Annotated in this window: 20 protein-coding genes and 1 tRNA gene; 9 read left to right on the top strand and 12 right to left on the bottom strand. The window is 61.9% G+C overall.

The genetic code is table 11. From position 1 onward, the window contains the following. The first annotated feature begins 37 nt into the window (after positions 1-37). Positions 38-1,000 (top strand): endonuclease/exonuclease/phosphatase family protein, encoded by a 963-nt coding sequence (locus V8J83_RS10820; RefSeq protein ID WP_339986309.1) that lies wholly within the window; start codon positions 38-40, stop codon positions 998-1,000. 70 nt (positions 1,001-1,070) lie between these two features. On the opposite strand, the gene V8J83_RS10815 is transcribed toward V8J83_RS10820, so the two are convergent. From V8J83_RS10815 to leuB, 5 genes are all read right to left on the bottom strand, one after another. Beyond that, positions 1,071-1,337 (bottom strand): DUF6525 family protein, encoded by a 267-nt coding sequence (locus V8J83_RS10815; RefSeq protein WP_339986308.1) that lies wholly within the window; start codon positions 1,335-1,337, stop codon positions 1,071-1,073. Positions 1,338-1,479: 142 nt separating this feature from the next. After that, a tRNA-Pro gene (locus V8J83_RS10810) sits at positions 1,480-1,556 on the bottom strand. A 56-nt stretch (positions 1,557-1,612) separates the two neighbouring features. Next, complete coding sequence (locus V8J83_RS10805) at positions 1,613-2,587, bottom strand: DMT family transporter (protein WP_339986307.1); 975 nt, start codon at positions 2,585-2,587, stop codon at positions 1,613-1,615. A 25-nt stretch (positions 2,588-2,612) separates the two neighbouring features. Further along, positions 2,613-2,972 (bottom strand): hypothetical protein, encoded by a 360-nt coding sequence (locus V8J83_RS10800; protein WP_339986306.1) that lies wholly within the window; start codon positions 2,970-2,972, stop codon positions 2,613-2,615. A 62-nt stretch (positions 2,973-3,034) separates the two neighbouring features. Then, positions 3,035-4,135 carry a 3-isopropylmalate dehydrogenase gene (gene leuB, locus V8J83_RS10795; RefSeq protein ID WP_339986305.1) on the bottom strand — a complete coding sequence of 367 codons (1,101 nt, stop codon included), beginning with the start codon at positions 4,133-4,135 and terminating at the stop codon, positions 3,035-3,037. Positions 4,136-4,472: 337 nt separating this feature from the next. Between leuB and V8J83_RS10790 the strand changes: the two genes are divergently transcribed. Further along, the gene (locus V8J83_RS10790; protein ID WP_339986304.1) at positions 4,473-5,279 is read left to right on the top strand and encodes a sulfotransferase family 2 domain-containing protein; all 807 of its coding nucleotides are present in this window, start codon (positions 4,473-4,475) and stop codon (positions 5,277-5,279) included. Between the two features lie 150 nt (positions 5,280-5,429). On the opposite strand, the gene V8J83_RS10785 is transcribed toward V8J83_RS10790, so the two are convergent. Continuing rightward, positions 5,430-6,317, bottom strand: a complete 888-nt coding sequence (locus tag V8J83_RS10785; protein ID WP_339986303.1) for a LysR family transcriptional regulator — start codon at positions 6,315-6,317, stop codon at positions 5,430-5,432. Between the two features lie 94 nt (positions 6,318-6,411). On the opposite strand from V8J83_RS10785, the gene V8J83_RS10780 reads away from it, so the two are divergent. The 3 genes from V8J83_RS10780 (at position 6,412) to V8J83_RS10770 (ending at position 9,950) form a co-directional block, all read left to right on the top strand. After that, a complete protein-coding gene (locus V8J83_RS10780; protein WP_339986302.1) occupies positions 6,412-7,311 on the top strand; it encodes a Rossmann-fold NAD(P)-binding domain-containing protein in 900 nt (299 codons plus the stop codon). 70 nt (positions 7,312-7,381) lie between these two features. Then, positions 7,382-8,200: a phytanoyl-CoA dioxygenase family protein gene (locus V8J83_RS10775; protein WP_339986301.1), complete on the top strand. Its 819-nt coding sequence runs from the start codon at positions 7,382-7,384 to the stop codon at positions 8,198-8,200. A 70-nt stretch (positions 8,201-8,270) separates the two neighbouring features. Next, positions 8,271-9,950 (top strand): ABC transporter permease, encoded by a 1,680-nt coding sequence (locus tag V8J83_RS10770; RefSeq protein ID WP_339986300.1) that lies wholly within the window; start codon positions 8,271-8,273, stop codon positions 9,948-9,950. Between the two features lie 18 nt (positions 9,951-9,968). Here V8J83_RS10770 and V8J83_RS10765 read toward each other — a convergent pair whose 3' ends face one another. Together V8J83_RS10765 and leuC are read right to left on the bottom strand one after the other, a co-directional pair. Next, on the bottom strand, positions 9,969-10,334 hold the full coding sequence (locus tag V8J83_RS10765) for a hypothetical protein (protein ID WP_339986299.1): 366 nt from the start codon (positions 10,332-10,334) through the stop codon (positions 9,969-9,971). Then, positions 10,335-11,738: a 3-isopropylmalate dehydratase large subunit gene (gene leuC, locus V8J83_RS10760; protein ID WP_339986298.1), complete on the bottom strand. Its 1,404-nt coding sequence runs from the start codon at positions 11,736-11,738 to the stop codon at positions 10,335-10,337. Between the two features lie 246 nt (positions 11,739-11,984). On the opposite strand from leuC, the gene V8J83_RS10755 reads away from it, so the two are divergent. Further along, on the top strand, positions 11,985-13,325 hold the full coding sequence (locus V8J83_RS10755; RefSeq protein WP_339986297.1) for a mechanosensitive ion channel family protein: 1,341 nt from the start codon (positions 11,985-11,987) through the stop codon (positions 13,323-13,325). Here V8J83_RS10755 and V8J83_RS10750 read toward each other — a convergent pair. After that, the gene (locus V8J83_RS10750; protein ID WP_339986296.1) at positions 13,322-14,941 is read right to left on the bottom strand and encodes a thiamine pyrophosphate-binding protein; all 1,620 of its coding nucleotides are present in this window, start codon (positions 14,939-14,941) and stop codon (positions 13,322-13,324) included. The two genes, V8J83_RS10755 and V8J83_RS10750, sit on opposite strands and share 4 nt — an antisense overlap. Before the next feature lie 54 nt (positions 14,942-14,995). Between V8J83_RS10750 and V8J83_RS10745 the strand changes: the two genes are divergently transcribed. After that, complete coding sequence (locus V8J83_RS10745) at positions 14,996-15,535, top strand: NADPH-dependent FMN reductase (RefSeq protein WP_339986295.1); 540 nt, start codon at positions 14,996-14,998, stop codon at positions 15,533-15,535. Here V8J83_RS10745 and V8J83_RS10740 read toward each other — a convergent pair. Beyond that, positions 15,532-16,563 (bottom strand): NAD(P)/FAD-dependent oxidoreductase, encoded by a 1,032-nt coding sequence (locus tag V8J83_RS10740; RefSeq protein WP_339986294.1) that lies wholly within the window; start codon positions 16,561-16,563, stop codon positions 15,532-15,534. The two genes, V8J83_RS10745 and V8J83_RS10740, sit on opposite strands and share 4 nt — an antisense overlap. Positions 16,564-16,617: 54 nt before the next feature. Here V8J83_RS10740 and mnmC2 point away from each other — a divergent pair, with 54 nt between their 5' ends. Together mnmC2 and V8J83_RS10730 are read left to right on the top strand one after the other, a co-directional pair. Next, on the top strand, positions 16,618-17,283 hold the full coding sequence (mnmC2, locus tag V8J83_RS10735; protein ID WP_339986293.1) for a tRNA (5-methylaminomethyl-2-thiouridine)(34)-methyltransferase MnmC2: 666 nt from the start codon (positions 16,618-16,620) through the stop codon (positions 17,281-17,283). Further along, on the top strand, positions 17,280-18,149 hold the full coding sequence (locus V8J83_RS10730) for a DMT family transporter (RefSeq protein ID WP_339986292.1): 870 nt from the start codon (positions 17,280-17,282) through the stop codon (positions 18,147-18,149). The genes mnmC2 and V8J83_RS10730 overlap by 4 nt, the downstream gene beginning before the upstream one ends. Here V8J83_RS10730 and crtB read toward each other — a convergent pair whose 3' ends face one another. Next, complete coding sequence (gene crtB, locus V8J83_RS10725; protein WP_339986291.1) at positions 18,150-19,163, bottom strand: 15-cis-phytoene synthase; 1,014 nt, start codon at positions 19,161-19,163, stop codon at positions 18,150-18,152. 3 nt (positions 19,164-19,166) lie between these two features. Beyond that, positions 19,167-20,708, bottom strand: coding sequence for a phytoene desaturase (locus V8J83_RS10720; RefSeq protein ID WP_339986290.1), 1,542 nt, complete (start codon positions 20,706-20,708; stop codon positions 19,167-19,169). Positions 20,709-20,711: the final 3 nt, after the last annotated feature.

Raw genomic sequence — 20,711 nt, 5'->3', positions numbered from 1 at the left:
ATCCGGCCTCGGGGCCACCGGCGCCTTCGCCGAAACCTTGCGCCTTGCCACCTTTCACACCGACCTCTCTGGGCGCGGCCCCGGTGTTGTGCTGCGCGATATCCTGCGGCTCGACGATATCCCCGCCGCCAGCATCGAGGTCATTCTCGCCGCGGGGGCCGATATCCTCGCGCTTCAGGACATCGATTATGACGGTGGCGGCGCGGCCATCACTGCACTGCGCGACGCGCTGGCAGACCGTGGCCTCGATTACCCCCATATCGTCTCGCTCAGGCCCAACGCCGGCTGGCCGACCGGCTTTGATCTCGATGGTGACGGATCGACCCTTGGGGCCCGCGATGCGCATGGCTATGGGCGGTTCAATGGCGCGGGCGGCCTTGCGCTATTGTCTCGCCATCCCGTTGGCGAGATACGCAATTTCTCGGATCTGCTCTGGCGGGATCTGCCGGACAACAACGCCGCTGGCGTCACGCCCGACGCCGCCATGCCGGTGCTGCGTCTACATCCGGTTGCGGCCTGGGATGTCGAAATCTTGCTGCCCGACGGCCCGTTCCATATCCTGACTTCGCATGCATCGGCCCCGGTGTTTGACGGACCCGAAGACCGAAACGGTCTGCGCAACGCCGATGAGCTGCGGTTTTGGGAGCTTTACCTGCATGGCGAGTGGAGCCCCGATGGTCCGCCCTTCGCCGCCGACACCTTCGCCTATCTCGGCACCCTCAACCTTGATCCCGAGCGTGGCGAAGGGCGGCGTGGCGCGCTTCATGCCCTCTTGTCCCATGACGCACTGCAAGACCCGGTCCCGCAAAGTCCGCACGGTGTCGCGACCGCCGATTGGCGCGATCCCGTTCCGGGCGACTTGCGCGTCGATTATATCCTGCCATCGGCCACGCTTTCCGTAACCGGCTCGGGTGTTATCTGGCCCGAGGACGGCGACCTGGCCGATGCGGTTGAGCAGGCGTCGGCCCATCGATTGGTCTGGGTGGATATCGCTTATTAAGCAATTCGAGACAAAGCCGAGACATCAGCATGCCCCGGAACGCGCGCAACATCCAATTGTCCTGGGCGCTTCAGGCACGTGAACGCCTGAGCACACCGCCATCGCGCGCAAGGGTGCGATGCTCCAGCTCCGTCAAATGATGCAGCACGTCCTCAGGAGCTTGCCCGTCCGCAATCGACTGTGTCCAGATCCGCCGGACCGACCGCGGCGACCATGGCAAAGCCGCTTCCGCCAGCCAATGGCGCAGAGGTTTGGGCAATGTGTCATAGGCCTTCATCGGATCGCCCGGCCGCCGCCGTCGGCGCAGGCTGGTGCTGCCAAGGTTCTGGTTCGTCATGCGCTGCTCGGTCCGTCGGATCGCAAGAATGCCGTTACAGACTGCTATGATATAACATTCTTTTCTATGTGCAAGATGCAGCTCGCACAGTCCCAAATCCCGTCAATCCGGGGCGGATCAGTGATCAGAAAAGGTGGTTAACTGGTCGGGCTGAGAGGATTCGAACCTCCGACCCCCTGCTCCCGAAGCAGGTGCGCTACCAGGCTGCGCCACAGCCCGACCGTGTCGCGCGGCATAGCCTTGGCCGACGCGGATGGCAAGGGGTCTCGCAAGGCTCACTCGGGGTTGGACGGCCCACGCGGTCCACGGGCGTCCGGGTCAAGGAACGGCGCCACCCGCGTTGACGACGGCGTGCCCAACCGCATGCGCGTGCGCAGAACCGGCGTCGTACTCGACCCGCCGCCCTTGCCCTCGCGCAAGACGATGTAGATGCCCGAGGCGATGATGATCCCCGACCCCACCAACGTCGGTAACGTCAGCCCCTCGTCGAACAGAACCACACCGAAAAGGCTCGCCCACAGGATCTGCGAATATTGCATCGGGGCGACCGTCACCGCCGGCGCCGTTCGATACGCCAGGATCAGGCAGAACGTCGCCACAAGCGCCAGCGCCGCGATCACCGCCAACGCCAGGGCATCTACCCCCGCGATCGGCACGTAAACGAACGGCATCGCGGCGCCCATCAACACGAAATTCGCCACCATCGGATACAGGATCAGCACGACAGAGCGTTCTTCCCGACCGATCTTGCGCACCACCAGCGACGCGAACGCCCCCGTACACGCCGCCACCATCGCCGCCGCATGCCCCAGCGACAGGTCCGTGGTGCCCGGCTGCAGCACCACAAGCACCCCCGCCAGCCCGACCATGACCGCAAGGCCCCGCCGCCAGCCCACCGTTTCGCCCAGCATCGGAATCGCCAACAACGTGATCAGCAACGGCGCCGCAAACAGGATCGCGTAGGTCTGCGCCAACGGCAGCACCGAGAAGGCGTAAAACGCGCAAAACCCAGTCACCACCGAAGCCAACGTCCGCGCTGCGACCCAGCCCGGATGCCGCGGGATCAGGTTCGCCTCCTTCGCGTCTCTCAGCAGAAGGATCGTGACGATCGGAAAACCGAACAAGACCGAGAAAAAAACGATCTGGAACGGCGAATAGGTGCCGCCGAGATATTTGATCAGGACGTCATGGGTGGCGAAAATCGCAAACGCGACAAGCGCCAGGATCGATCCGCGAAGCGATGCTGACATGGAACCTCCAATAGGCGCTGTAAGCTCAAGGGCAAAGGTCGGTCTGCCAGGTTACGGTGTTGGCCCCACGACGGCAGAGGTATTGCGTCAGGGTGAATGTCATCGTCCAGACACCGTTGAGCTGGCTCAGAACATATTGATCCCGCTGCCCGGCCACCGAATCATCCGCGAACCCGGCCTGCGCCACCAGAATGGTCATCTGCCCGAAGAAATCCGTACTGACCTCGACCGCAACGCCCGGACGCCCCTCCTCACCCGGCGGGAAGCCCGCAAAGGCCTCCTGCGCGATGAGCATCGGGTCATCAAACGTGTCCCCGACAGCATAACCCTCGGCGTGGATCGGGCTGGTCAGCAAGGCGGCGGCAACGGCAATACGGCAAATCATCAAATGCTCCTTCGGGTTGGAATGCCCCAACCCTGCCACGCCGCGCGCCCCGACGCGAGGGGTCAGGCGGCGAGCTTCGCGATGATCGCGTCGCCCATCTGCGCCGTGGACATCGCCGTGCCCCCCTCCGGCCCCATCAGATCCGCGGTCCGCGCGCCATCGGCCAGAACCGCCTCCACCGCACGCTCCAGCCGCGTCGCCTCCTCGCCCAGATCGAACGAATACCGCAACGCCATCGCAAAGCTCAGGATGCAGGCAATCGGGTTCGCCTTGCCCTGCCCGGTGATGTCGGGCGCCGACCCATGGACCGGCTCATAGAGCGCTTTCGGCCGCCCGTTCTCCATCGGCGCGCCAAGGCTTGCGGACGGCAGCATCCCCAACGACCCCGTCAACATCGCCGCACAATCGCTCAGGATATCGCCAAACAGGTTATCGGTCAGGATCACGTCGAACTGCTTGGGCGCCCGCACCAACTGCATCGCGCCGTTGTCGGCATACATATGCGACAACTCCACATCCCCGTATTCCGCCGCGTGGACCTCATTGACGACATCGCGCCACAGGATGCCGCTCTCCATCACGTTGGCCTTTTCCATGGAACACACCTTGTTGTTCCTCCGCCGCGCCAGCTCGAACGCCGACCGGGCCGCCCGCGCAATCTCGCTCTCGGTGTAACGCTGCGTGTTCACGCCCACGCGCTCGTTGCCTTCCTTGTGGATGCCGCGCGGCTCGCCGAAATACACTCCGCTCGTCAATTCCCGCAGGATCATGATGTCGAGGCCTGACACGATATCCTTCTTCAAGGATGAAAAATCCGCCAAAGCGTCAAAACACTGCGCAGGCCGCAGGTTCGCGTAAAGGTCCATCTCCTTGCGCAACCGCAACAACCCCCGCTCGGGCTTCACTGAGAAATCCAGATCGTCGTATTTCGGCCCACCGACCGCGCCGAGCAACACCGCATCCACACCCTGCGCCTGCGCCATTGTCTCGTCCGTCAGAGGCGTGCCATGCGCGTCGTAAGAGGCCCCGCCGACGAGGCCCTCCGACACCGTAAACCCGATCCCGCGCGCCGCGCCGAACCAGTCAATCACCTTGCGGACCTCGGCCATGACTTCGGGGCCGATCCCGTCACCTGGAAGTATAAGCAAGCTGCGGTCGGACATGGTCTGGGTTCCCTTATAGCGGAGTTGCCGTTCGGGTAGCGTGGCGGGAGGGGAAGTTCAAGCAAGGGCGGGCAATGCCCGCTTATCGCCCCAACAGAGTTTTTTCACGGCATTACGGTCTCGAGAGGGGATCCAATGCGGGCTGAGCGGACCCCAAAAGCATCGCATACACGAACGCAAGGCAGCATAAATGTCGCGCCGGGATCTGCCAACTGAACACGTGTTCCACGATAAGGCCCGAGATAAGCATACACACCCGATAGGCGAGCGTCTTTGCCCTCTGAATCTTACTTTACGGCATCATAAAGACCGCTTACGTCTATTGTCGGCATAAACCATGCAGAATAGGTGCACTTTGATTATTAGCCATCGCCACAAGTTCATCTTCCTTCATTGCCGGAAAGTAGCAGGCAGTTCTATTACAGCACTCCTGAATAGGTTTCTTGGTCCTGATGATCTTCAAATTGGGGCTTGGCACGACAGTATTCGGTTGGGCGGTGCGTATAATCGAAAGGCAATTCGCACGTTGGCATTCGAAAACTCTGCACGATCAAATTTGATAAAATCAATTGGAAGATCCTTTTTATCTGGGAAGAAAGTAGATTTGGCCGCGTCCATAAACTTGGCACTCAAAAAGCCCTATCGAAAGGTCCTATCAAATAACCCGCCTCATGCACCAGCTGAGCTCGTACGCGATTTCGCGCCTGATGCATGGCGAGATTATTATAAGTTCTGTTTCGTTAGAAACCCGTATGAGCATGCAGTTTCGGACTTTTTTTGGCGACAATCCTTGGCAAAAGGCGTCGATTTCGTGGAATTCCTGAAGCGAAAACAAGATACCACTCGCCCCGACCCAGAGAGCGTTTTAGCCAGACCTGTTACAAATTGGCCAATTTATACAATACATGATGAAATTGCAGTCGACTTTATTGGCCGCTTTGAAAATCTGAGCGAGGACTTGGACAAGGCGCTCCAAGATATTGGTTTGGATTTGGGAGAGTCGCACCTTCCGGTTGCAAAAGGTAATACTCGAAGGCAGAATTTTTCTGAGATTTATAATGATGAAACGCGAGCGCTCGTAGCAGATATCTATAAGAACGAATTGGCTGAATTCCAATATAAATTCTCGGATCTGCCTACCTAGACTCTATTTCGGCAATCGAATTTATCTCGCCAGACAAAGAGCCTGGTGAACGTTTCGTTTTCCAGTATTCGAATAAAGAAACCGCATCGCAGACCCCCACTTCCTAAAGACATATCATCGGGACGTAATGGACGCGAACGATAAGCGGTTTCACCCACACACCCCACCAACCCCGTCCGCCAGCACCTCCCACACCGCCGCCACCCGCGGCTGGTGCCGCAACCTCTGATGCGCCGTCAGCCACACCGGCAGCGCGGGCAGTTCCAACTCCGGCAGCACCCGCACGATCCCCTCTGTCCGCTCGGCCACCGCCACTTGGCCCACGCCGATCCCACACCCGGCCAAAACAAAATTCCAATAGGCCACCTGATCGTCTGTGCAGGTCTGGAACCAGCGCGGCGTCGCCAAAAACCCCATCTCGCGCATCGCGCGGATGATGCGGTCGTCGCGGTCATAGCCCACCATTGCGTGCGCGCGTAACTCGTCCGCGTGCTCCGGCACGCCATGGGCCGCCGCATAGCCAGCCGAGGCGTAAAGCCCCAGCGGCAAATCCCCCAGATGTTTCGTCACCGTATCGAGCTGCGTGGGCCGGTACATGCGCAGGGCGATATCGGCCTCGTGGAACAGCAGATTGTCCGTCGCATCGCTGGCCACCACGTCCAGCGCGATAGACGGATACTTCGCCCGGATATCGGCAAGGATCGGCGGCAGGATATGCGTCGTCACGAAGACCGACGCCGTGATCCGCACGCGCCCCTCCAGCCCCGGCTGCTCCCCCGCCACGGTCAGCGAGACACGGCGCAGCGCATCGCGGATCTCGCGCGCTTCGGGCAGCAGGCTTGCGCATATCCCGGTCGGCTCGAATCCGCGTTCGTTGCGCGCAAAGAGGTAGTCGCCCACCTCTTCCTCGGCGGCGCGGATCAGGCGGCTGATCGTGGGTTGGCTTTGCCCCAAAACCCGCGCCGCCCCACTCATGGAACCCTCTTCCGCCACGGCTAAAACGGCCCGCAGCATGGGCCAGTCGATCACGTTGCTCATTCATAAATGAATAGCAGAGCTCAGGATTTTGGCAATTTCTATTCATCGATGAATGAGCAACATGAGATGGGAGACATCAACGAAGGAGGCTCCCATGCAAAAAACCGCCCTCATCCTCGGCCATACAGGCCGCTTCGGCCGCCACATGATGGCCGCCCTGAAGCGTCACGGCTGGCAAACCCGCCCCTTCAACCGCGCCACCGATACGCTGCAAGACGCGGCGCGCGGAACGCAGCTTATCGTCAACGGGTGGAACCCAATCTATTCCGATTGGGCCGCTCAGATCCCCGGCCTCACGGCCCAAGTCATCGCCGCCGCCAAAACCTCCGGCGCCGCTGTGATGATCCCCGGAAACGTCTACGTCTTTGGTGAGGACATCCCGGCGATCATCGGCCCCGACACACCCCATCGCGCCACGAACCCTCTCGGCCAGATCCGTCGCCGCATGGAAGCCGCCTACCGCGACGCGGGCGTGAAAGCCGTGATCCTGCGCGCCGGCGACTACATCGATACGGAAGCTTCGGGAAACTGGTTCGACATGATCATCGTCGCCAAGCTCGCCAAAGGCCGCGTCACCTACCCCGGCCCGATGGACCAACCCCATTCATGGGCGTACCTGCCCAACCTGGCAGAGGCCGGTGCGCGGCTGGCGGAAAAGCTCGATGATCTGCCGATCTTCAGCGATTTCATGTTCGACGGCTACACCCTGACCGGCGCCGAGCTGGCCCAGGCCGTGGAAGCCGCCACCGGCCAGCGCCTCAAGGCCAAGACGATGTCGTGGCTCCCGATCCATCTGGCGCGTCCGTTCTGGGCAGAGGCGAAACACCTCGTCGAGATGCGCTACCTCTGGAACCAGCCCCATCGGGCGGATGGGACAAAGCTGGCTCAGGTCATTCCAAACCTATGCCAGACAACAGTGCCGGATGCATTGGCCGTCGCGTGCGCACCGCTGTCTCCGGCCGCAAGGGATAGGCTCGAACACGTTCATCCGTAATTTTCCGACTTGCGCCGGAGCGCGGGTTCTCTTTCAAGGGATCGTATCCCATACGCAGAGATTGAAAGACATGTCCGACATCGCACCCCACCTGTCCCAGCAAGACGTCGAGGCGTTTCAACGCGACGGCGTGATCGTGATCCGGGGCCTGTTCGCCGATCATATCGAGACGATGCGCGCGGGCATCCAGCGCAACATGGACACACCCGGACCCTACGCGGCAGAAAACCTCAAACCCGGGGATCAGGGCCGCTTTTTCGACGATTATTGCAACTGGTCCCGCATTCCCGAGATCGAGCACGTGATCCGCACCTCCCCCGCGGCCCAGGTCGCGGCGGATTTGATGCGCTCCAGAACCGCACAGCTGTTCCACGACCATGTGTTGGTGAAAGAACCCGGCACTTCGAAACCCACGCCCTGGCATCAGGACGGGCCCTATTATTTCGTTGGCGGACAACAGACGGTCAGCTTCTGGGCCCCCGTCGATCCGGTCGCGGAGGCATCCCTACGCTGTGTTGCAGGCTCTCACTTATGGGCCAAACCCGTGCTTCCGACCCGGTGGTTGAACGAAGACAACTTCTACCCCGACGATAACACCTACATGCCGGTGCCCGATCCCGACGCGGAGGGTATGGATATTCGCGAATGGTCCCTGCAGCCCGGCGATGCAGTGGCGTTCAACTTCTGGATCCTGCACGGCGCGCGGGGCAATACCTCGGAGCAACGGCGTCGCGCTTTGTCGGTGCGATTTGTCGGTGACGATGCGCGCTATGTTGAGCGGCCCGGCCCGACGTCGCCACCGTTTCCGGGGCACGGAATGCAGGCCGGAGAGCGTCTGCGCGAGGATTGGTTTCCGGTGATCTTCAATCGAAGCGACGCACAGGTGTAACCCGTTTGTCCCCTTCATACGGTGAACGGGGTTGCATTGCGGCCTGATCCCGACAAAAACGCTTGCGATCATGGCCAAAACGTATCGCGTCCCTTCTGCCTTCCACCTCGGCAGCCTGTCATGGCTGGTTGCTGGAATGTGCCTGTTGCCGATGGTGGCCGCCGTTCTGGCCGCCTTTTCCGGTGGGTTCGACACGTTCCGCAGCCTTTGGACCAGCGTTCTGGGCGAGTTTGCCCTGACGACCGCGATCCTGATCGTCGCGGTCGGAACGGGCACAGCGGTAATCGGAACTGGCGCGGCGTGGTTGGTGACGGCCACGCGCTTTCCCGGACAACGCGTGTTGGAAATCGCACTGGCGCTGCCGCTGGCCTTTCCGGCCTATGTCCTGGCCTACGCTTACACCGATTTTCTCGATCACCCCGGCTGGGTGCAGACCACGTTGCGCGACCTGACCGGGTGGGGCCCGCGCGAGTACTGGTTTCCCGAGATCCGGTCACTTGGCGGCGCGGCCGCGATGTTGACGCTGGTTTTGTATCCGTACGTTTACCTTCTGACGCGGGCGGCGTTTCTGCAGCAATCGGCGACCGCCTATATCGCGGCACGCACCCTTGGTGACGGCGCATGGCGCGCGTTCTTCCGTGTAAGCTTGCCCATCGCGCGCCCCGCGATCGCCGGGGGCGTTCTGTTGGCGTTGATGGAGACGCTGGCGGATTACGGCACGGTGTCCTATTTCGGCGTCCGCACGTTCGCGACCGGCATCTATCAGGCTTGGTATTCCTTCTTCGACCGCAGCGCAGCAGCGCAGCTTGCCTTGTGCCTTCTGGTCGTGGCCCTTGTCATCGCGGCGCTGGAGCGGCGGCAAAGGCGTGATCAGCGGCACCACGGCGCGGGTCGTCGGTTCGAGGCGATGCAGACAGTGCAACTACACGGTTGGCAGGCCCTTGGAGCATTCACGTTTTGCGCCCTGCCAGTGCTGCTTGGCTTCGGGTTGCCGGTTGTGTTGTTGTTGGACCTCGGCTGGACCTCGTTCGACAACCTTCTGACCGAACGGTATCTGGGTTTCTTGCGAAACTCCGTGACGCTTGCGGTGATTGCGGCGGTGCTTACGGTTGGTGCGGCGGTTCTTCTGGGCTTCAATGCGCGTCTGCATCCGACGCCTGCGGCGCGGGCCAGTATTCGGATCGCGAGCCTTGGCTATGCGGTGCCGGGTGGTGTGATCGCGGTTGGGCTTCTGGTGCCATTTGCCGCCTTCGACAACGCACTCGACGCGTTCATGGAAGCACGGTTCGGGATTGATACCGGTCTTCTGATCACCGGGTCGATCTGGCTGCTGGTGGCGGCCTACGCGGTGCGGTTCATGGCGGCAGCGTTAAGTGCCTATGACGCCGGTTTGAGTACGATCAACCCCAACGTGGACGCCGTTGCGCGGACCCTCGGACGCACGCCGAGATCAATGTTGCGCGGGGTGCATTTGCCGATCCTGCGGCCGTCGATCCTGACCGGGTTGTTGATCGTGTTCGTTGACGTGATGAAAGAATTGCCGGCGACCTTGATCATGCGACCGTTCAACTTCGACACGCTGGCGGTGCAGGCGCACCGGCTGGCGGCGGATGAGCGGTTGGGGGAGGCGGCGGTGCCATCGCTGGTGATTGCGGTGGTCGGGTTGCTGCCGGTGGTGATCCTGTGCATGGGGTTGGGCCGCGAACGGACGGCGCGTCGGTTCGTGCCGGAGCCAGCCGAGGCGGGTTAGGCCGCTTTGGTCGATCCGCTATTCGCGCGTTTCGATCAGGAAGCAGCCGTATTGTTCGTCGATCTGACGGGCCAAGGCCTCCCCCGTATTTGTCGAGAGGCGGACCAAGTCAGTGGAACTGAACCGCTCGCCGCCCGAAGCCGCGGCATCGAAACGACGACCGATTTCCTCTTCTAGCGCGTCGAACCCCTCATCGAGAACACGCCCCGAACTGGTGGCGCGGGATCCGGCGTCCGGCCCGTCTTCGCAGGCCAGCACATAGACATCGCCGTTGTTTGCGGCACGCTCAAAGGGAACCAACCCGGCGGCGCCGAGGTCGGCGCTGGTCGGCGTGCAGGCGGAGATGCCGAACACGCAAAGGAGGGCAAGAGTGGACCGCAACATCTACATCATCTCCCGTACATCGGTCAGCTTGCCGGTCACAGCAGCCGCTGCCGCCATGGCGGGCGACATCAGGTGGGTGCGTCCGCCGCGGCCTTGCCGCCCCTCGAAGTTGCGGTTGGAGGTGGCAGCACACCGTTCGCCGGGCTGAAGCTGATCGGGGTTCATCGCAAGACACATGGAACAGCCCGCGAGGCGCCATTCGAAACCGGCGTCCTTGAAGATATCGGCGAGACCTTCCTCTTCGGCCTGCGCGCGGACGAGGCCAGAGCCGGGCACGACCATGGCGCGCTTCACGGCGATCTTCTTGCCCTTGAGAATCTCTGCCGCAGCGCGGAGGTCTTCGATGCGGCCATTTGTGCAGGAGCCGATGAAAACGGTGTCGATTTCAACATCGCGCAGCGCAGTGCCGGGGGTCAGACCCATGTAATCGAGCGACCGGGCGGCTGCGTCGACTTTGCCACCAGTGAAGGCGTCGGGCGCGGGAATGTCAGCGGTGATCGGAAGCACGTCTTCGGGTGAGGTGCCCCAGGTGACGACCGGCGCGATGTCTTCACCGCGAATGGTCACGACCTCGTCCCAATGAGCGTCATCGTCGGAATAGAGTGTCTTCCACCACGCAAGTGCGGCCTCCCACTGCGCGCCTTTGGGCGCGTGGGGGCGACCCATGCAGTACTTGAACGTCTTCTCGTCCGGCGCAATGATGCCAGCCCGCGCGCCGCCCTCGATGGCCATGTTGCAGACGGTCATGCGGCCTTCCATGGAAAGATCGCGGATCGCTTCGCCCATGTATTCAATGACGTAGCCGGTGCCACCCGCGGTGCCAGTCTTGCCGATCACGGACAAGGTGATGTCCTTGGCCGTCACACCTGGCGCAAGCTTGCCCGTGATCTCGACCTTCATGTTCTTGGATTTCTTCTGGATCAGCGTCTGCGTGGCCAGAACATGCTCGACCTCCGACGTGCCGATACCGTGGGCCAGTGCACCGAACGCACCATGGGTCGCGGTATGGCTGTCGCCGCACACGACGGTCATACCCGGAAGCGTCCAGCCCTGTTCCGGGCCAACGATATGCACGATGCCCTGACGAACGTCAGAGACGGGATAATAATGGATGCCGAAATCCTTGGCGTTCTTGTCGAGGGCTGCGACTTGAATTGCGCTGTCCTCGGTCATGTTCTCGGGGTTTTCGCGGCCCGGTGTCGTCGGCACGTTGTGATCGGGCACGGCGATGGTCTTGTCGGGCGCGTGCACCGAGCGTCCCGCCATGCGCAGCCCCTCGAAGGCCTGCGGCGAGGTCACTTCGTGCACCAGGTGACGGTCGATATAAAGCAGGCAGGTGCCGTCGTCGGCCTCGTGGGCGAGATGGGCATCCCAGATTTTGTCGTAAAGTGTCTTGCCGGTCATGGGTGTGATCCTCGGTTCCCCGGGCAGATGTCCCGGGTTTGTCTGGCAGGTCGAAATCGGTGCGGAGACAGGGCCTATAACCCGCCCAGACGCGAGGCGCGGACACCATGGAACCGCCAAGGCAGGCGCGCGCGGTCGCCGATATCGAAAAAGCTGGTCATGGCGGAGGGATTACACCGCCCCAACAGGCTTGCCAAGGTGGCCGTGTCCGCGCGTAAGGTGGGACAACCGACGTACGGAGCGCAGATGGAACCAGAGATCGAACCACCCCCTGACGGACAGGCGGTCGACGCCGCCCTGGGTGAGATCACAAGCCTTTGGGAACAGGCGCTCACCTTTGCGGAAAGCCTGCTGCGGCCCTGGAATGCCTATCAGGTCGGGATCGCCTTGGCCGTCTTGCTTGCCGCGTTTGTCTTGCGGCGGACACTAGGGCCGCGCATTCGGGCTTGGATGGCATCACGCGAAGGGTGGCCGACCTGGCGCATGCGCATTCTGGTGGTCGTCCACATCCGCTTGCAGATGATCTTTTTCGTCGCGCTGATGTGGCTTGTCGTCCTGATCATGCGGGAGGTGACATGGCCGTCGCGGTCTTTCCTTTTGATGGTGATCGCGGAATTGGCGACCGCGTGGCTTGTGGTTGCCTTCGCGACGCGGCTGATCCGGTCGGCACTGTTGCGTGCGATTGTGCGCTATGGCGCCTGGATTTACGTCACCCTGGCGATCCTGGACCTGCGGGATGAAACGGCTGCGATCCTCGATTCGGTAGGCTTCAACCTCGGTGACGCGCGACTGTCGCTTCTGACGTTGCTGCAGGCGGTGCTGGTTGTCGCAACCCTTGTAATCATCGCGCGGTTCCTGACCGGGACGGCGACCACCCGCATCCAACGCAATGAAGAGATGTCGCCATCCATGCGGGTGCTGGCGATCAAGTTCCTGCAAGTCGCATTCTACGGGGTCGCGATCTATGTCGGCCTGCGCCTGACCGGGGTGGATTTGACGGGGCTTGCGGTCTTGTCGGGCGCGATCGGCGTGGGCCTTGGTTTTGGCCTGCAAAAAGTTGTCTCAAACCTCGTGTCGGGCGTGATTATCCTGCTGGACAAGTCGATCAAGCCGGGCGACGTAATCTCATTGGGCGAAACCTTTGGATGGATCAATTCGCTCGGCGCACGATACGTCAGCGTGGTCACGCGCGACGGCAAGGAATACCTGATCCCCAACGAGGACCTGATCACCAATCAGGTGGTCAACTGGTCCCATTCGAACGATTTCGTGCGCCTCGATATCTATTTCGGCACTGCCTATGGAGATGACCCGCATAAGGTCAGGCAGCTTGCAATCGAAGCGGCCGAGGGTGTGGATAGGGTTCTGAATGACCGGCCCCCGGTCTGCCATATCGTGGGCTTTGGTGACAGTTCGGTGGATTATATCCTGCGGTTCTGGATCAAGGATCCGACCGGTGGCCTGACCAATATCCGCGGCAAGGTGTACCTTGCACTATGGGACGCGTTTCAGCACCACGGGATCAACATTCCCTTCCCGCAACGCGAGGTTCGGATGTTGGATGATCGACCCGAACCCGCGGATTAAAGGCTTTTCGTGGTGGCCAGCATCCTTGGGTCGAGCTTGAGTTCGATGATGTGCAGCCCGCCATCTAGGGTCATTTTGTAAGCATCGGGGAATTCGGAATTGGTGGTAATCGTGTGGCCGGTTCCGCCATAGGCCTTGGCCAGCGTCGCATAATCGGGGTTGTACAGATCGGTGCCCGAGACGCGGCCGGGATAGGTCTTTTCCTGATGCATGCGGATCGTGCCGTAGCGCCCGTTATTGGCCACGATCACGGTGATATCGGCCCCGTGCTGTCGCGCGGTCGAAAGCTCTTGCAGGGTCATCTGCAGGCAGCCGTCACCGGCAAGACAGATGACCGGGCTTTGCGGGTTTTGCAGCTTGGCCGAGATCGCAGCAGGCAAGCCGTATCCCATTGAGCCCGACGTTGGCGCGACCTGCGTCCCATAGCGACGGAAGCGGTGATAGCGATGCAGGAACGCCGCATAGTTCCCGGCCCCGTTGGTGATGATGGTTTCGGGGGCCACGTTGTCGCGGAGCCAGGAGATCACCCATTCCATCTGCACCGTGCCGGGGGTTTCCTGCGGCCTCTGCCAGCCCTCGTATTCAGTGCGTGCCGACGCGGCACCACGGTCGCCCGCTACAGGGTCGACCGCTTCGAGCAGATCCTGCAAAATCGCGCCCGGAATGGCCGAGACGGCGTGGGTTGCGGGGTAGACCTTGCCGATCGCCTCGGCTTCGGGGTGCACCTGAAGGAGCGTCGGCGTTTGTGCGGGATCGAGCAGGGTGAAATCGGCGGTTGTGATATCGTTCAGTTCGGCCCCCAGAAGCAGGATGCAATCCGATGCCCCCAACCGTTTGGCCAGGGCCGGGTTCATGCCAACCCCGAAATCGCCCGCGTAATGGGGATGGTCATTGTCGATGTAATCCTGCCTGCGGAAGGTTACAGCGATAGGCGCGCCAGTGCGCGCGGCGAGGGCCTCGGCTTGCTGGCGCGCAGTGTCGGACCATTGCGATCCGCCGCAGATGATCAGCGGATGCTTGGCATCGTTCAGGCAAGTGGCGAAGGCGTGGATCGTATCGGGTGCCGCGCCGAGCATAGCCAGGGATCCGGGGCGCATTTTGGGCGGCTCCGCCATTGCGGATAGAATGTCTTCGGGCAAGGCAAGAACAACCGGCCCGGGACGGCCCGACTGGGCAACCGCAAAGGCGCGGTCGATGTATTCGGCCAGTCGATCCGTGCGCTCGACCTCAGCCACCCATTTGACCAGCGGCCCGAAGAAAGCACGGTAATCAACCTCCTGGAACACGCCACGGTCGCGGTGTTTGAGCGGCACCTGACCGACAAAGCAGACCAACGGCGTGGCGTCATGCATAGCGATATGTAGACCCGCGCTGGCATTCGTGGCGCCCGGTCCGCGCGTCACGAAAACGACACCTGGCTGGCCGGTCATCTTTCCATGGGCGTCGGCCATCATGGCGGCCCCGCCCTCTTGTCGGCAGACGATGTTGGGGATGTTCGCGTCGTGCAGACCGTCCAGCGCCGCAAGGAAGCTTTCCCCCGGCACCGAAAAGACCCGTGTCACGCCATGCAAGGCCAATCGCTCTGCGAGAATTTTTCCGCCGTGTTGCTTGGCCATCGGCATCCCCAACCTAACTGCACACGGGTCGATTAGTGTGACGGAGAGATGGATATGTCCAGCGGAAGACTTTTGGGGATTTGTGGTTCCCTGCGTGCGGGATCGTTGAACCGCAAGCTGCTGATGGAGGCAAAGGCGGCGTTTGATCCGGCAACGTTTGACGACGCCGATCTTCGGTTTCCGCTTTATGACGGCGATCTGGAGTCCCGCGACGGCATCCCGGAGGCCGTTCAGACGCTCTCCGACCAAATCGCGCAGGCCGACGCCGTCGTGATCGCCAGCCCGGAGTACAACAAGTCGATTTCGGGTGCCTTGAAGAATGCGCTGGATTGGGTGAGCCGGACCGAAGGCAACCCATGGGGTGACAAACCACTGGCGATCATGTCGGCCACCGCCGGGCGCGCCGGCGGTGAGCGTGGGCAGTTGATGATGCGCGAAAGCCTTGTTGCGTTTCGCCCACGATTGGTGACCGGGCCCGAAGTTCTGGTCGGCGCGGCACAGGATCAGTTCGAGGGCGAGGTTTTGACCAACGAGATCAATCGCAAGGCGTTGAATGGGCTGATGGACGCACTTCGGACCGCCGCCGGGCTCTAGAGGCTTGCCTCGGGGCGGAAGCCGTCGGGGATGCGATCGTTGGTGTCGAGGATCAGATCGGCCAGCATTTCGGCCACGACGGGGGCCATGGCGAGGCCGATCTTGAAACCGCCGTTCGCGATGTAAGCCTCGGCGCGCGTCGGATGTGCGCCGACCATGGGCGCACGGCTGCGCGCGCGAGGGCGCAGACCGGCCCATCGCTGGATCACGGGCGCATCGGCCAAAACGGGAAGGGCACGGCGGGCGCGATTGATAAGCGGATCAAGCTGTTCGTCGGTGGCCGTTGGGCTTTCGAACTCCCGTTCCGTAGTGGAACCAACCGCAACGGTGCCGTCTGCGTGGGGCACGATATGCAGCCCATCTACAAACACCTGCGGCACATTCGGCAAGGCGCAGCGCAGCAGAGCGGCCTGACCCTTGATCGGCGCACCGATGGATCTGCCAAGGGCTTGCGAGATTTCTGATAAGTCCGCGGCACCCGTGGCCAAGACTTCTATGCCGCGAGCTTCGCCATCTGAGGTGATATTGACGCCCCTTGCAATGAGGGCCGCAGAAAGGCTCAAACATGCCTGTTTGGGATGAATACGGGCTGTCAGTGTGTCGTGAATGACGAGGCCTGTGGGGCTATTAACTTCAACAGCGGCGCAGGCGGCTTCGATCACCTCCCACCTATGACGACCCTGCCAGAGATCTTGCGATGTCACCGCGCGCGCGCGGGCCAATTCCACGGCGCGGGCATCGAGCAAGGGTTGCAGACGACCGGTGCGGCCATAGCCGGGATCCTGGCCACCTGCTTCAGCGATGGTGGCCCAAAGCGCGTTCGCCTTGTCGAGCGCTTCGAACTGCATCGCCTTCTTCGGGTTCCAGTTCTCAGGGACATGCGGCGCCAAGGCGCCGACGATACCGCCAGATGCCCCGGCGCCGACACCATGCGGGTCGATCACCTGAACCGCAGCACCCCGCGTGCGCAACATCCATGCGCACATCAGCCCCATGATACCAGCGCCGCGTATCGTGATGTCGACCATTGAAACTTCACCCACCTTGGCAGATCGTCCGCCGGTCAGGTGATAGGACGCGGCATGGCTCAGGACCAGCACAAGATCGAATGGAACGGGGATGTGCCGGTCTCCACTCAATTTGATGATCCTTTTTATTCTTTCGATAACGGTTTGGCGGAAAGCCAGTACGTTTTCTTACAGGGAAATGACCTTCCCGACCGGTTCCAGGACGGGTTTCATGTCGGCGAATTGGGTTTTGGAACAGGGTTGAATTTCCTCACCACCTTGCGCGCGTTTCGGGAGGCTGGCGGGCCCGGCACGCTGCGGTTCACGTCATTCGAGGCCTTCCCCATGCCGCTTGCGGATTTGAAGCGTGCCTTGGGCGCGTTTCGCGGTCTGCCGTCCGACATTTTCACGAGCCTGACGGACGAAACATTGCCTTTACGGATGGAAGGGAATGATTTCGATCTGCGGATCATTCCCGGGCAGGCAGGGCGGACGTTGCCACCGTGGGAGGGGGTGGTGGATGCCTGGTATCTCGACGGGTTTGCTCCGGCGAAGAACCCGGGAATGTGGACAGCCGAAATGATGGCAGAGGTCGCGAAACACACCGCGCCAGGGGGCACGTTTGCGACCTATACTGCCGTTGGGGATGTGCGGCGCGCGTTGGAGGCTGCAGGCTTCGCGGTCACACGCTGCGCAGGGTTCGGACGCAAACGCCACATGACCAGGGGGCGCCTGAGATGACCGAAAACCCTCGGCTCGGCATCTTATTGATGATCGCCACCACGTTTGTCTTTGCCATGCAAGACGGGATCAGTCGCCATCTGGCGGGGGAATACAACGTTCTGATGATCGTGATGATCCGGTACTGGTTCTTTGCGGCCTTCGTGATCACGGTGGCGTCGCGGCAAGCCGGCGGGATCGCTGCCGCCGCACGCACCAAGCAGCCTGTGTTGCAGGCGTTTCGGGGCCTGCTTTTGGCGACGGAAATCTGCGTCATGGTCGGCGGGTTCGTGTTGCTGGGGCTGGTGGAGGCACATGCTATCTTCACCTGCTATCCGCTTCTAGTGGCCGCGTTGTCCGGCCCTATTCTCGGCGAAAAAGTCGGCTGGCGGCGGTGGACCGCGATCGGGATTGGGTTTGTTGGTGTCCTGGTGATCCTGCAGCCGGGCATCGCTGTGTTTTCGGTCGAGGCTTTGGTGCCGCTCTGCGCCGCGTTTCTGTTTGCGCTCTACAACTTGCTGACACGGTATGCTGCGCGGGAAGATCGTGCCGCAACAAGCTTCTTTTGGACCGGAACCGTAGGCGCCGTGATGATGACCTGTGTTGGCATCTGGTTTTGGGAGCCGATGATCGGGCGAGATTGGGTCTGGATGGGGGCGTTGTGCATCACCGGGGCCAGCGGGCATTTCCTGCTGATCAAGACGTATGAATATGCGGAGGCCTCTACCGTGCAACCCTTCGCCTATCTGCAACTGGTGTTTGCGGCGACGCTCGGGTTGGTCGTGTTCAACGAAGAGCTTGCGACCAATGTGGTCATCGGCGCGTTTATCGTGGTCTGCGCGGGGCTGTTCACGCTGTGGCGAACAAGGGCCCGCGCGCAGGATTGATCATTCTGCGGCGGTCATGTGGTCTTGTGACTTCAACTGTCCAAGCATGGCGATGACGGAGTCGCTCCAAACCGGCGCATTGGGCTTTGGATGCGCGGCGGCCTGCACCAGATAGGCCGTCTCGGGCAGGGGTTTTGCGAAGATCACCGGGCTTTCGGGTGTGACGGTGGCCCAACCGGCCCGCAGCACCGACAGGGCCAGAAGACCCATCTTGTGCCGACCGGTCGTCGTCGCGCGGCGCGAAATGCTGTCGTAGCCGGACCGCGCCAGGTTGCGCCCGATGGCGTCATAGCAATGCCGCGCGGCGAAGATGCCGGGGCGCGCGGCGAACGGCAAACGCCCGATCCCCGCCTCGCTGCGCAGGTAAAGCCGGTGCGCCTCGGCCAGAAGTCGCTTGGTCAGCCGTTGAAGATCACGCGACGGTATTGGGTCGGCGAACAGCGTCTCAGCCTCAAGCCCGATCTCATCAAGCCAATCGGTCGGCAGGTAAAGCCGCCCGGCGCGCGCATCCTCACCGACATCGCGAGCGATATTGGTCAACTGCATGGCGACACCAAGGTCACAGGCACGCGCGAGCGCCTGTTCATCGCGCACCCGCATCAGGACGCACATCATCGTCCCGACGGCGGATGCGACGCGGGCAGAATAGCCGCGCAGCTCCGACAAAGTTGCGTAACGCCGCTCCATCCCATCCCAGGCAAGGCCTTCCAGAAGCGCCTCGGGCAAGGCGCGGGGCATATCGAATTCCTCGATCATCGCGGTGAAGGCCCGATCTGTCGGAGTGTTCCGGGGCGTGCCGCGATAGGCCGCTTCCAAACGCTCGGACAGGGCGAGGACGGCGGCGGGTTTGTCTGTGCCGAAATCAACCTCATCATCGGCGCAGCGGCAAAACGCGTACAGCGCCAGGGCCGGATCGCGCACCGACGCCGGAAGAAGCCGCGAGGCGGCATGAAAGGAGTAAGAGCCTTCGCGGATCGCGGCGCGGCAATGCTCCATATCGTTTGGGTCAATCATATTTCACTCGGCTGCAAGACGTTGGTCGGGGCGCGTCATCGGATGCGGGGCGTCGGGAACGAGGTGCGTCAAAACCTCGGACGAAGTGACGACGGAAGGGATACCGGCGCCCGGATGGGTGCCCGCCCCGACAAGGAACAGGCCCGGCACCTCCTCGGAGATATTGTGCGGACGGAACCAAGCGGATTGAAAAATGCGCGGCTCAAGCGAAAAGCCGGCCCCATGCGGAGAACGGTAGCGCGACACGAAGGTGTCGGGTGTGAAGACATGCGACGCGCTCAGGTGGTCCTCGAAGCCGGGCAGGAGATGGTCGTTGAGAACACCGGCAAGCCGCGCGCGGTAGGTCTGCTGCATCTCTTCCCAATTGACAGCACCCGCACCATGAAGGTTCGGCACAGGAGACAGGGCATAGAACGTATCATCGCCGTCTGGTGCGGCGCTGGGGTCGGTGATCGAGGGGCGGTGCAGGTATACGGACATGTCCTGCGCGAGCTTGCGGCGGATGAAGATGTCATCGAGCAATCCGTTGTAGCGCGGCCCGTTCAGGATCGTGTGATGCCCGACATCGGACCATTTCCCACGCGTACCCTTGGTTCCGAAATACCAGACGAACAGCCCCATCGACCAACGCGACCGGTTCAGGCGCTTGGGTGTCCACCGCTTTTTGGTATGCTTGGACAGGAGGTGTTCATAGGTCGTGCCGGGATCGGCGTTGGACACGACAATATCCGAGGTGAGGCGTTCACCGCCTGCCGTGACCACGCCGGAGGCCCGCCCGTTATGCACGGTGATCTCGGCGATATCTTCGTTCAGCCGCACCTCGCCACCCTGATCCTCGATCACACGGACCATGGCATCAGCCATCGCCTGCACGCCACCCATGGCGTAATGGACGCCGAATTCCTTTTCGAGGTGACTGACGAGGATATACATGCTGGTGACACGGGTCGGATCGCCGCCGATGAACAGCGGATGGAACGATAACGCCATGCGAAGGCGCTCGTCCTTCACCCGGCGCGCGGCGTGGCGGTAAACCGACCGATCCGCGCGAAGACGGACGAACCCGGGAAGCTCCTTCACAAGGTCCATAAGCTTGTTCATCGGACGCCGGCCAAGGCCTTCGAATCCAAATTCGTAGCGCGCCTCGCTGTCGGCTAGGAACCTGCGATAACCGGGAAGATCATCGGGCGAGAGACGCGCAACCTCGGCCTCCATCGCGGTTTCGTCCTGCTGCACGCGCAAGGCCGAGCCATCACGCCACCGGATTTCGTAATACGGATTGACGGGCCGCAGATCGACATCGGCGTCAAAATCGCGGCCGCACTCGGCCCAAAGCTGACGAAAAACCTGCGGGACCGTCACGATGGTCGGGCCAAGATCGAATCGGTGGCCGTTCTGGGTGATCGACGAACCACGCCCCCCGGCCCGGTCCAGCCGGTCGAGCAGCGTGACACGATATCCTTTGGCACCGAGGCGCATCGCGGCAGACAGGCCGCCCAAACCGGCGCCAATGACAATCGCGCGGGAGGGATCAGGGGAGGGCATTTG

The organism is Gymnodinialimonas ulvae (assembly GCF_037543845.1).
Taxonomy (GTDB): Bacteria; Pseudomonadota; Alphaproteobacteria; order Rhodobacterales; family Rhodobacteraceae; genus Gymnodinialimonas; species Gymnodinialimonas ulvae.
The sequence above is the reverse complement of the archived record's forward strand: the minus strand, read 5'-3'. Positions and strand labels throughout refer to the sequence as shown.

Excerpts from the sequence above, each read along its gene's own strand:
- V8J83_RS10815 (WP_339986308.1), bottom strand. The coding sequence starts at position 1,337 with ATGACGAACCAGAACCTTGGCAGCACCAGCCTGCGCCGACGGCGGCGG.
- V8J83_RS10805 (WP_339986307.1), bottom strand. The coding sequence starts at position 2,587 with ATGTCAGCATCGCTTCGCGGATCGATCCTGGCGCTTGTCGCGTTTGCG.
- V8J83_RS10800 (WP_339986306.1), bottom strand. The coding sequence starts at position 2,972 with ATGATTTGCCGTATTGCCGTTGCCGCCGCCTTGCTGACCAGCCCGATC.
- leuB (WP_339986305.1), bottom strand. The coding sequence starts at position 4,135 with ATGTCCGACCGCAGCTTGCTTATACTTCCAGGTGACGGGATCGGCCCC.
- V8J83_RS10790 (WP_339986304.1), top strand. The coding sequence starts at position 4,473 with ATGCAGAATAGGTGCACTTTGATTATTAGCCATCGCCACAAGTTCATC.
- V8J83_RS10785 (WP_339986303.1), bottom strand. The coding sequence starts at position 6,317 with ATGAGCAACGTGATCGACTGGCCCATGCTGCGGGCCGTTTTAGCCGTG.
- V8J83_RS10780 (WP_339986302.1), top strand. The coding sequence starts at position 6,412 with ATGCAAAAAACCGCCCTCATCCTCGGCCATACAGGCCGCTTCGGCCGC.
- V8J83_RS10775 (WP_339986301.1), top strand. The coding sequence starts at position 7,382 with ATGTCCGACATCGCACCCCACCTGTCCCAGCAAGACGTCGAGGCGTTT.
- V8J83_RS10770 (WP_339986300.1), top strand. The coding sequence starts at position 8,271 with ATGGCCAAAACGTATCGCGTCCCTTCTGCCTTCCACCTCGGCAGCCTG.
- V8J83_RS10765 (WP_339986299.1), bottom strand. The coding sequence starts at position 10,334 with ATGTTGCGGTCCACTCTTGCCCTCCTTTGCGTGTTCGGCATCTCCGCC.
- leuC (WP_339986298.1), bottom strand. The coding sequence starts at position 11,738 with ATGACCGGCAAGACACTTTACGACAAAATCTGGGATGCCCATCTCGCC.
- V8J83_RS10755 (WP_339986297.1), top strand. The coding sequence starts at position 11,985 with ATGGAACCAGAGATCGAACCACCCCCTGACGGACAGGCGGTCGACGCC.
- V8J83_RS10750 (WP_339986296.1), bottom strand. The coding sequence starts at position 14,941 with ATGGCCAAGCAACACGGCGGAAAAATTCTCGCAGAGCGATTGGCCTTG.
- V8J83_RS10745 (WP_339986295.1), top strand. The coding sequence starts at position 14,996 with ATGTCCAGCGGAAGACTTTTGGGGATTTGTGGTTCCCTGCGTGCGGGA.
- V8J83_RS10740 (WP_339986294.1), bottom strand. The coding sequence starts at position 16,563 with ATGGTCGACATCACGATACGCGGCGCTGGTATCATGGGGCTGATGTGC.
- mnmC2 (WP_339986293.1), top strand. The coding sequence starts at position 16,618 with ATGGCTCAGGACCAGCACAAGATCGAATGGAACGGGGATGTGCCGGTC.
- V8J83_RS10730 (WP_339986292.1), top strand. The coding sequence starts at position 17,280 with ATGACCGAAAACCCTCGGCTCGGCATCTTATTGATGATCGCCACCACG.
- crtB (WP_339986291.1), bottom strand. The coding sequence starts at position 19,163 with ATGATTGACCCAAACGATATGGAGCATTGCCGCGCCGCGATCCGCGAA.
- V8J83_RS10720 (WP_339986290.1), bottom strand. The coding sequence starts at position 20,708 with ATGCCCTCCCCTGATCCCTCCCGCGCGATTGTCATTGGCGCCGGTTTG.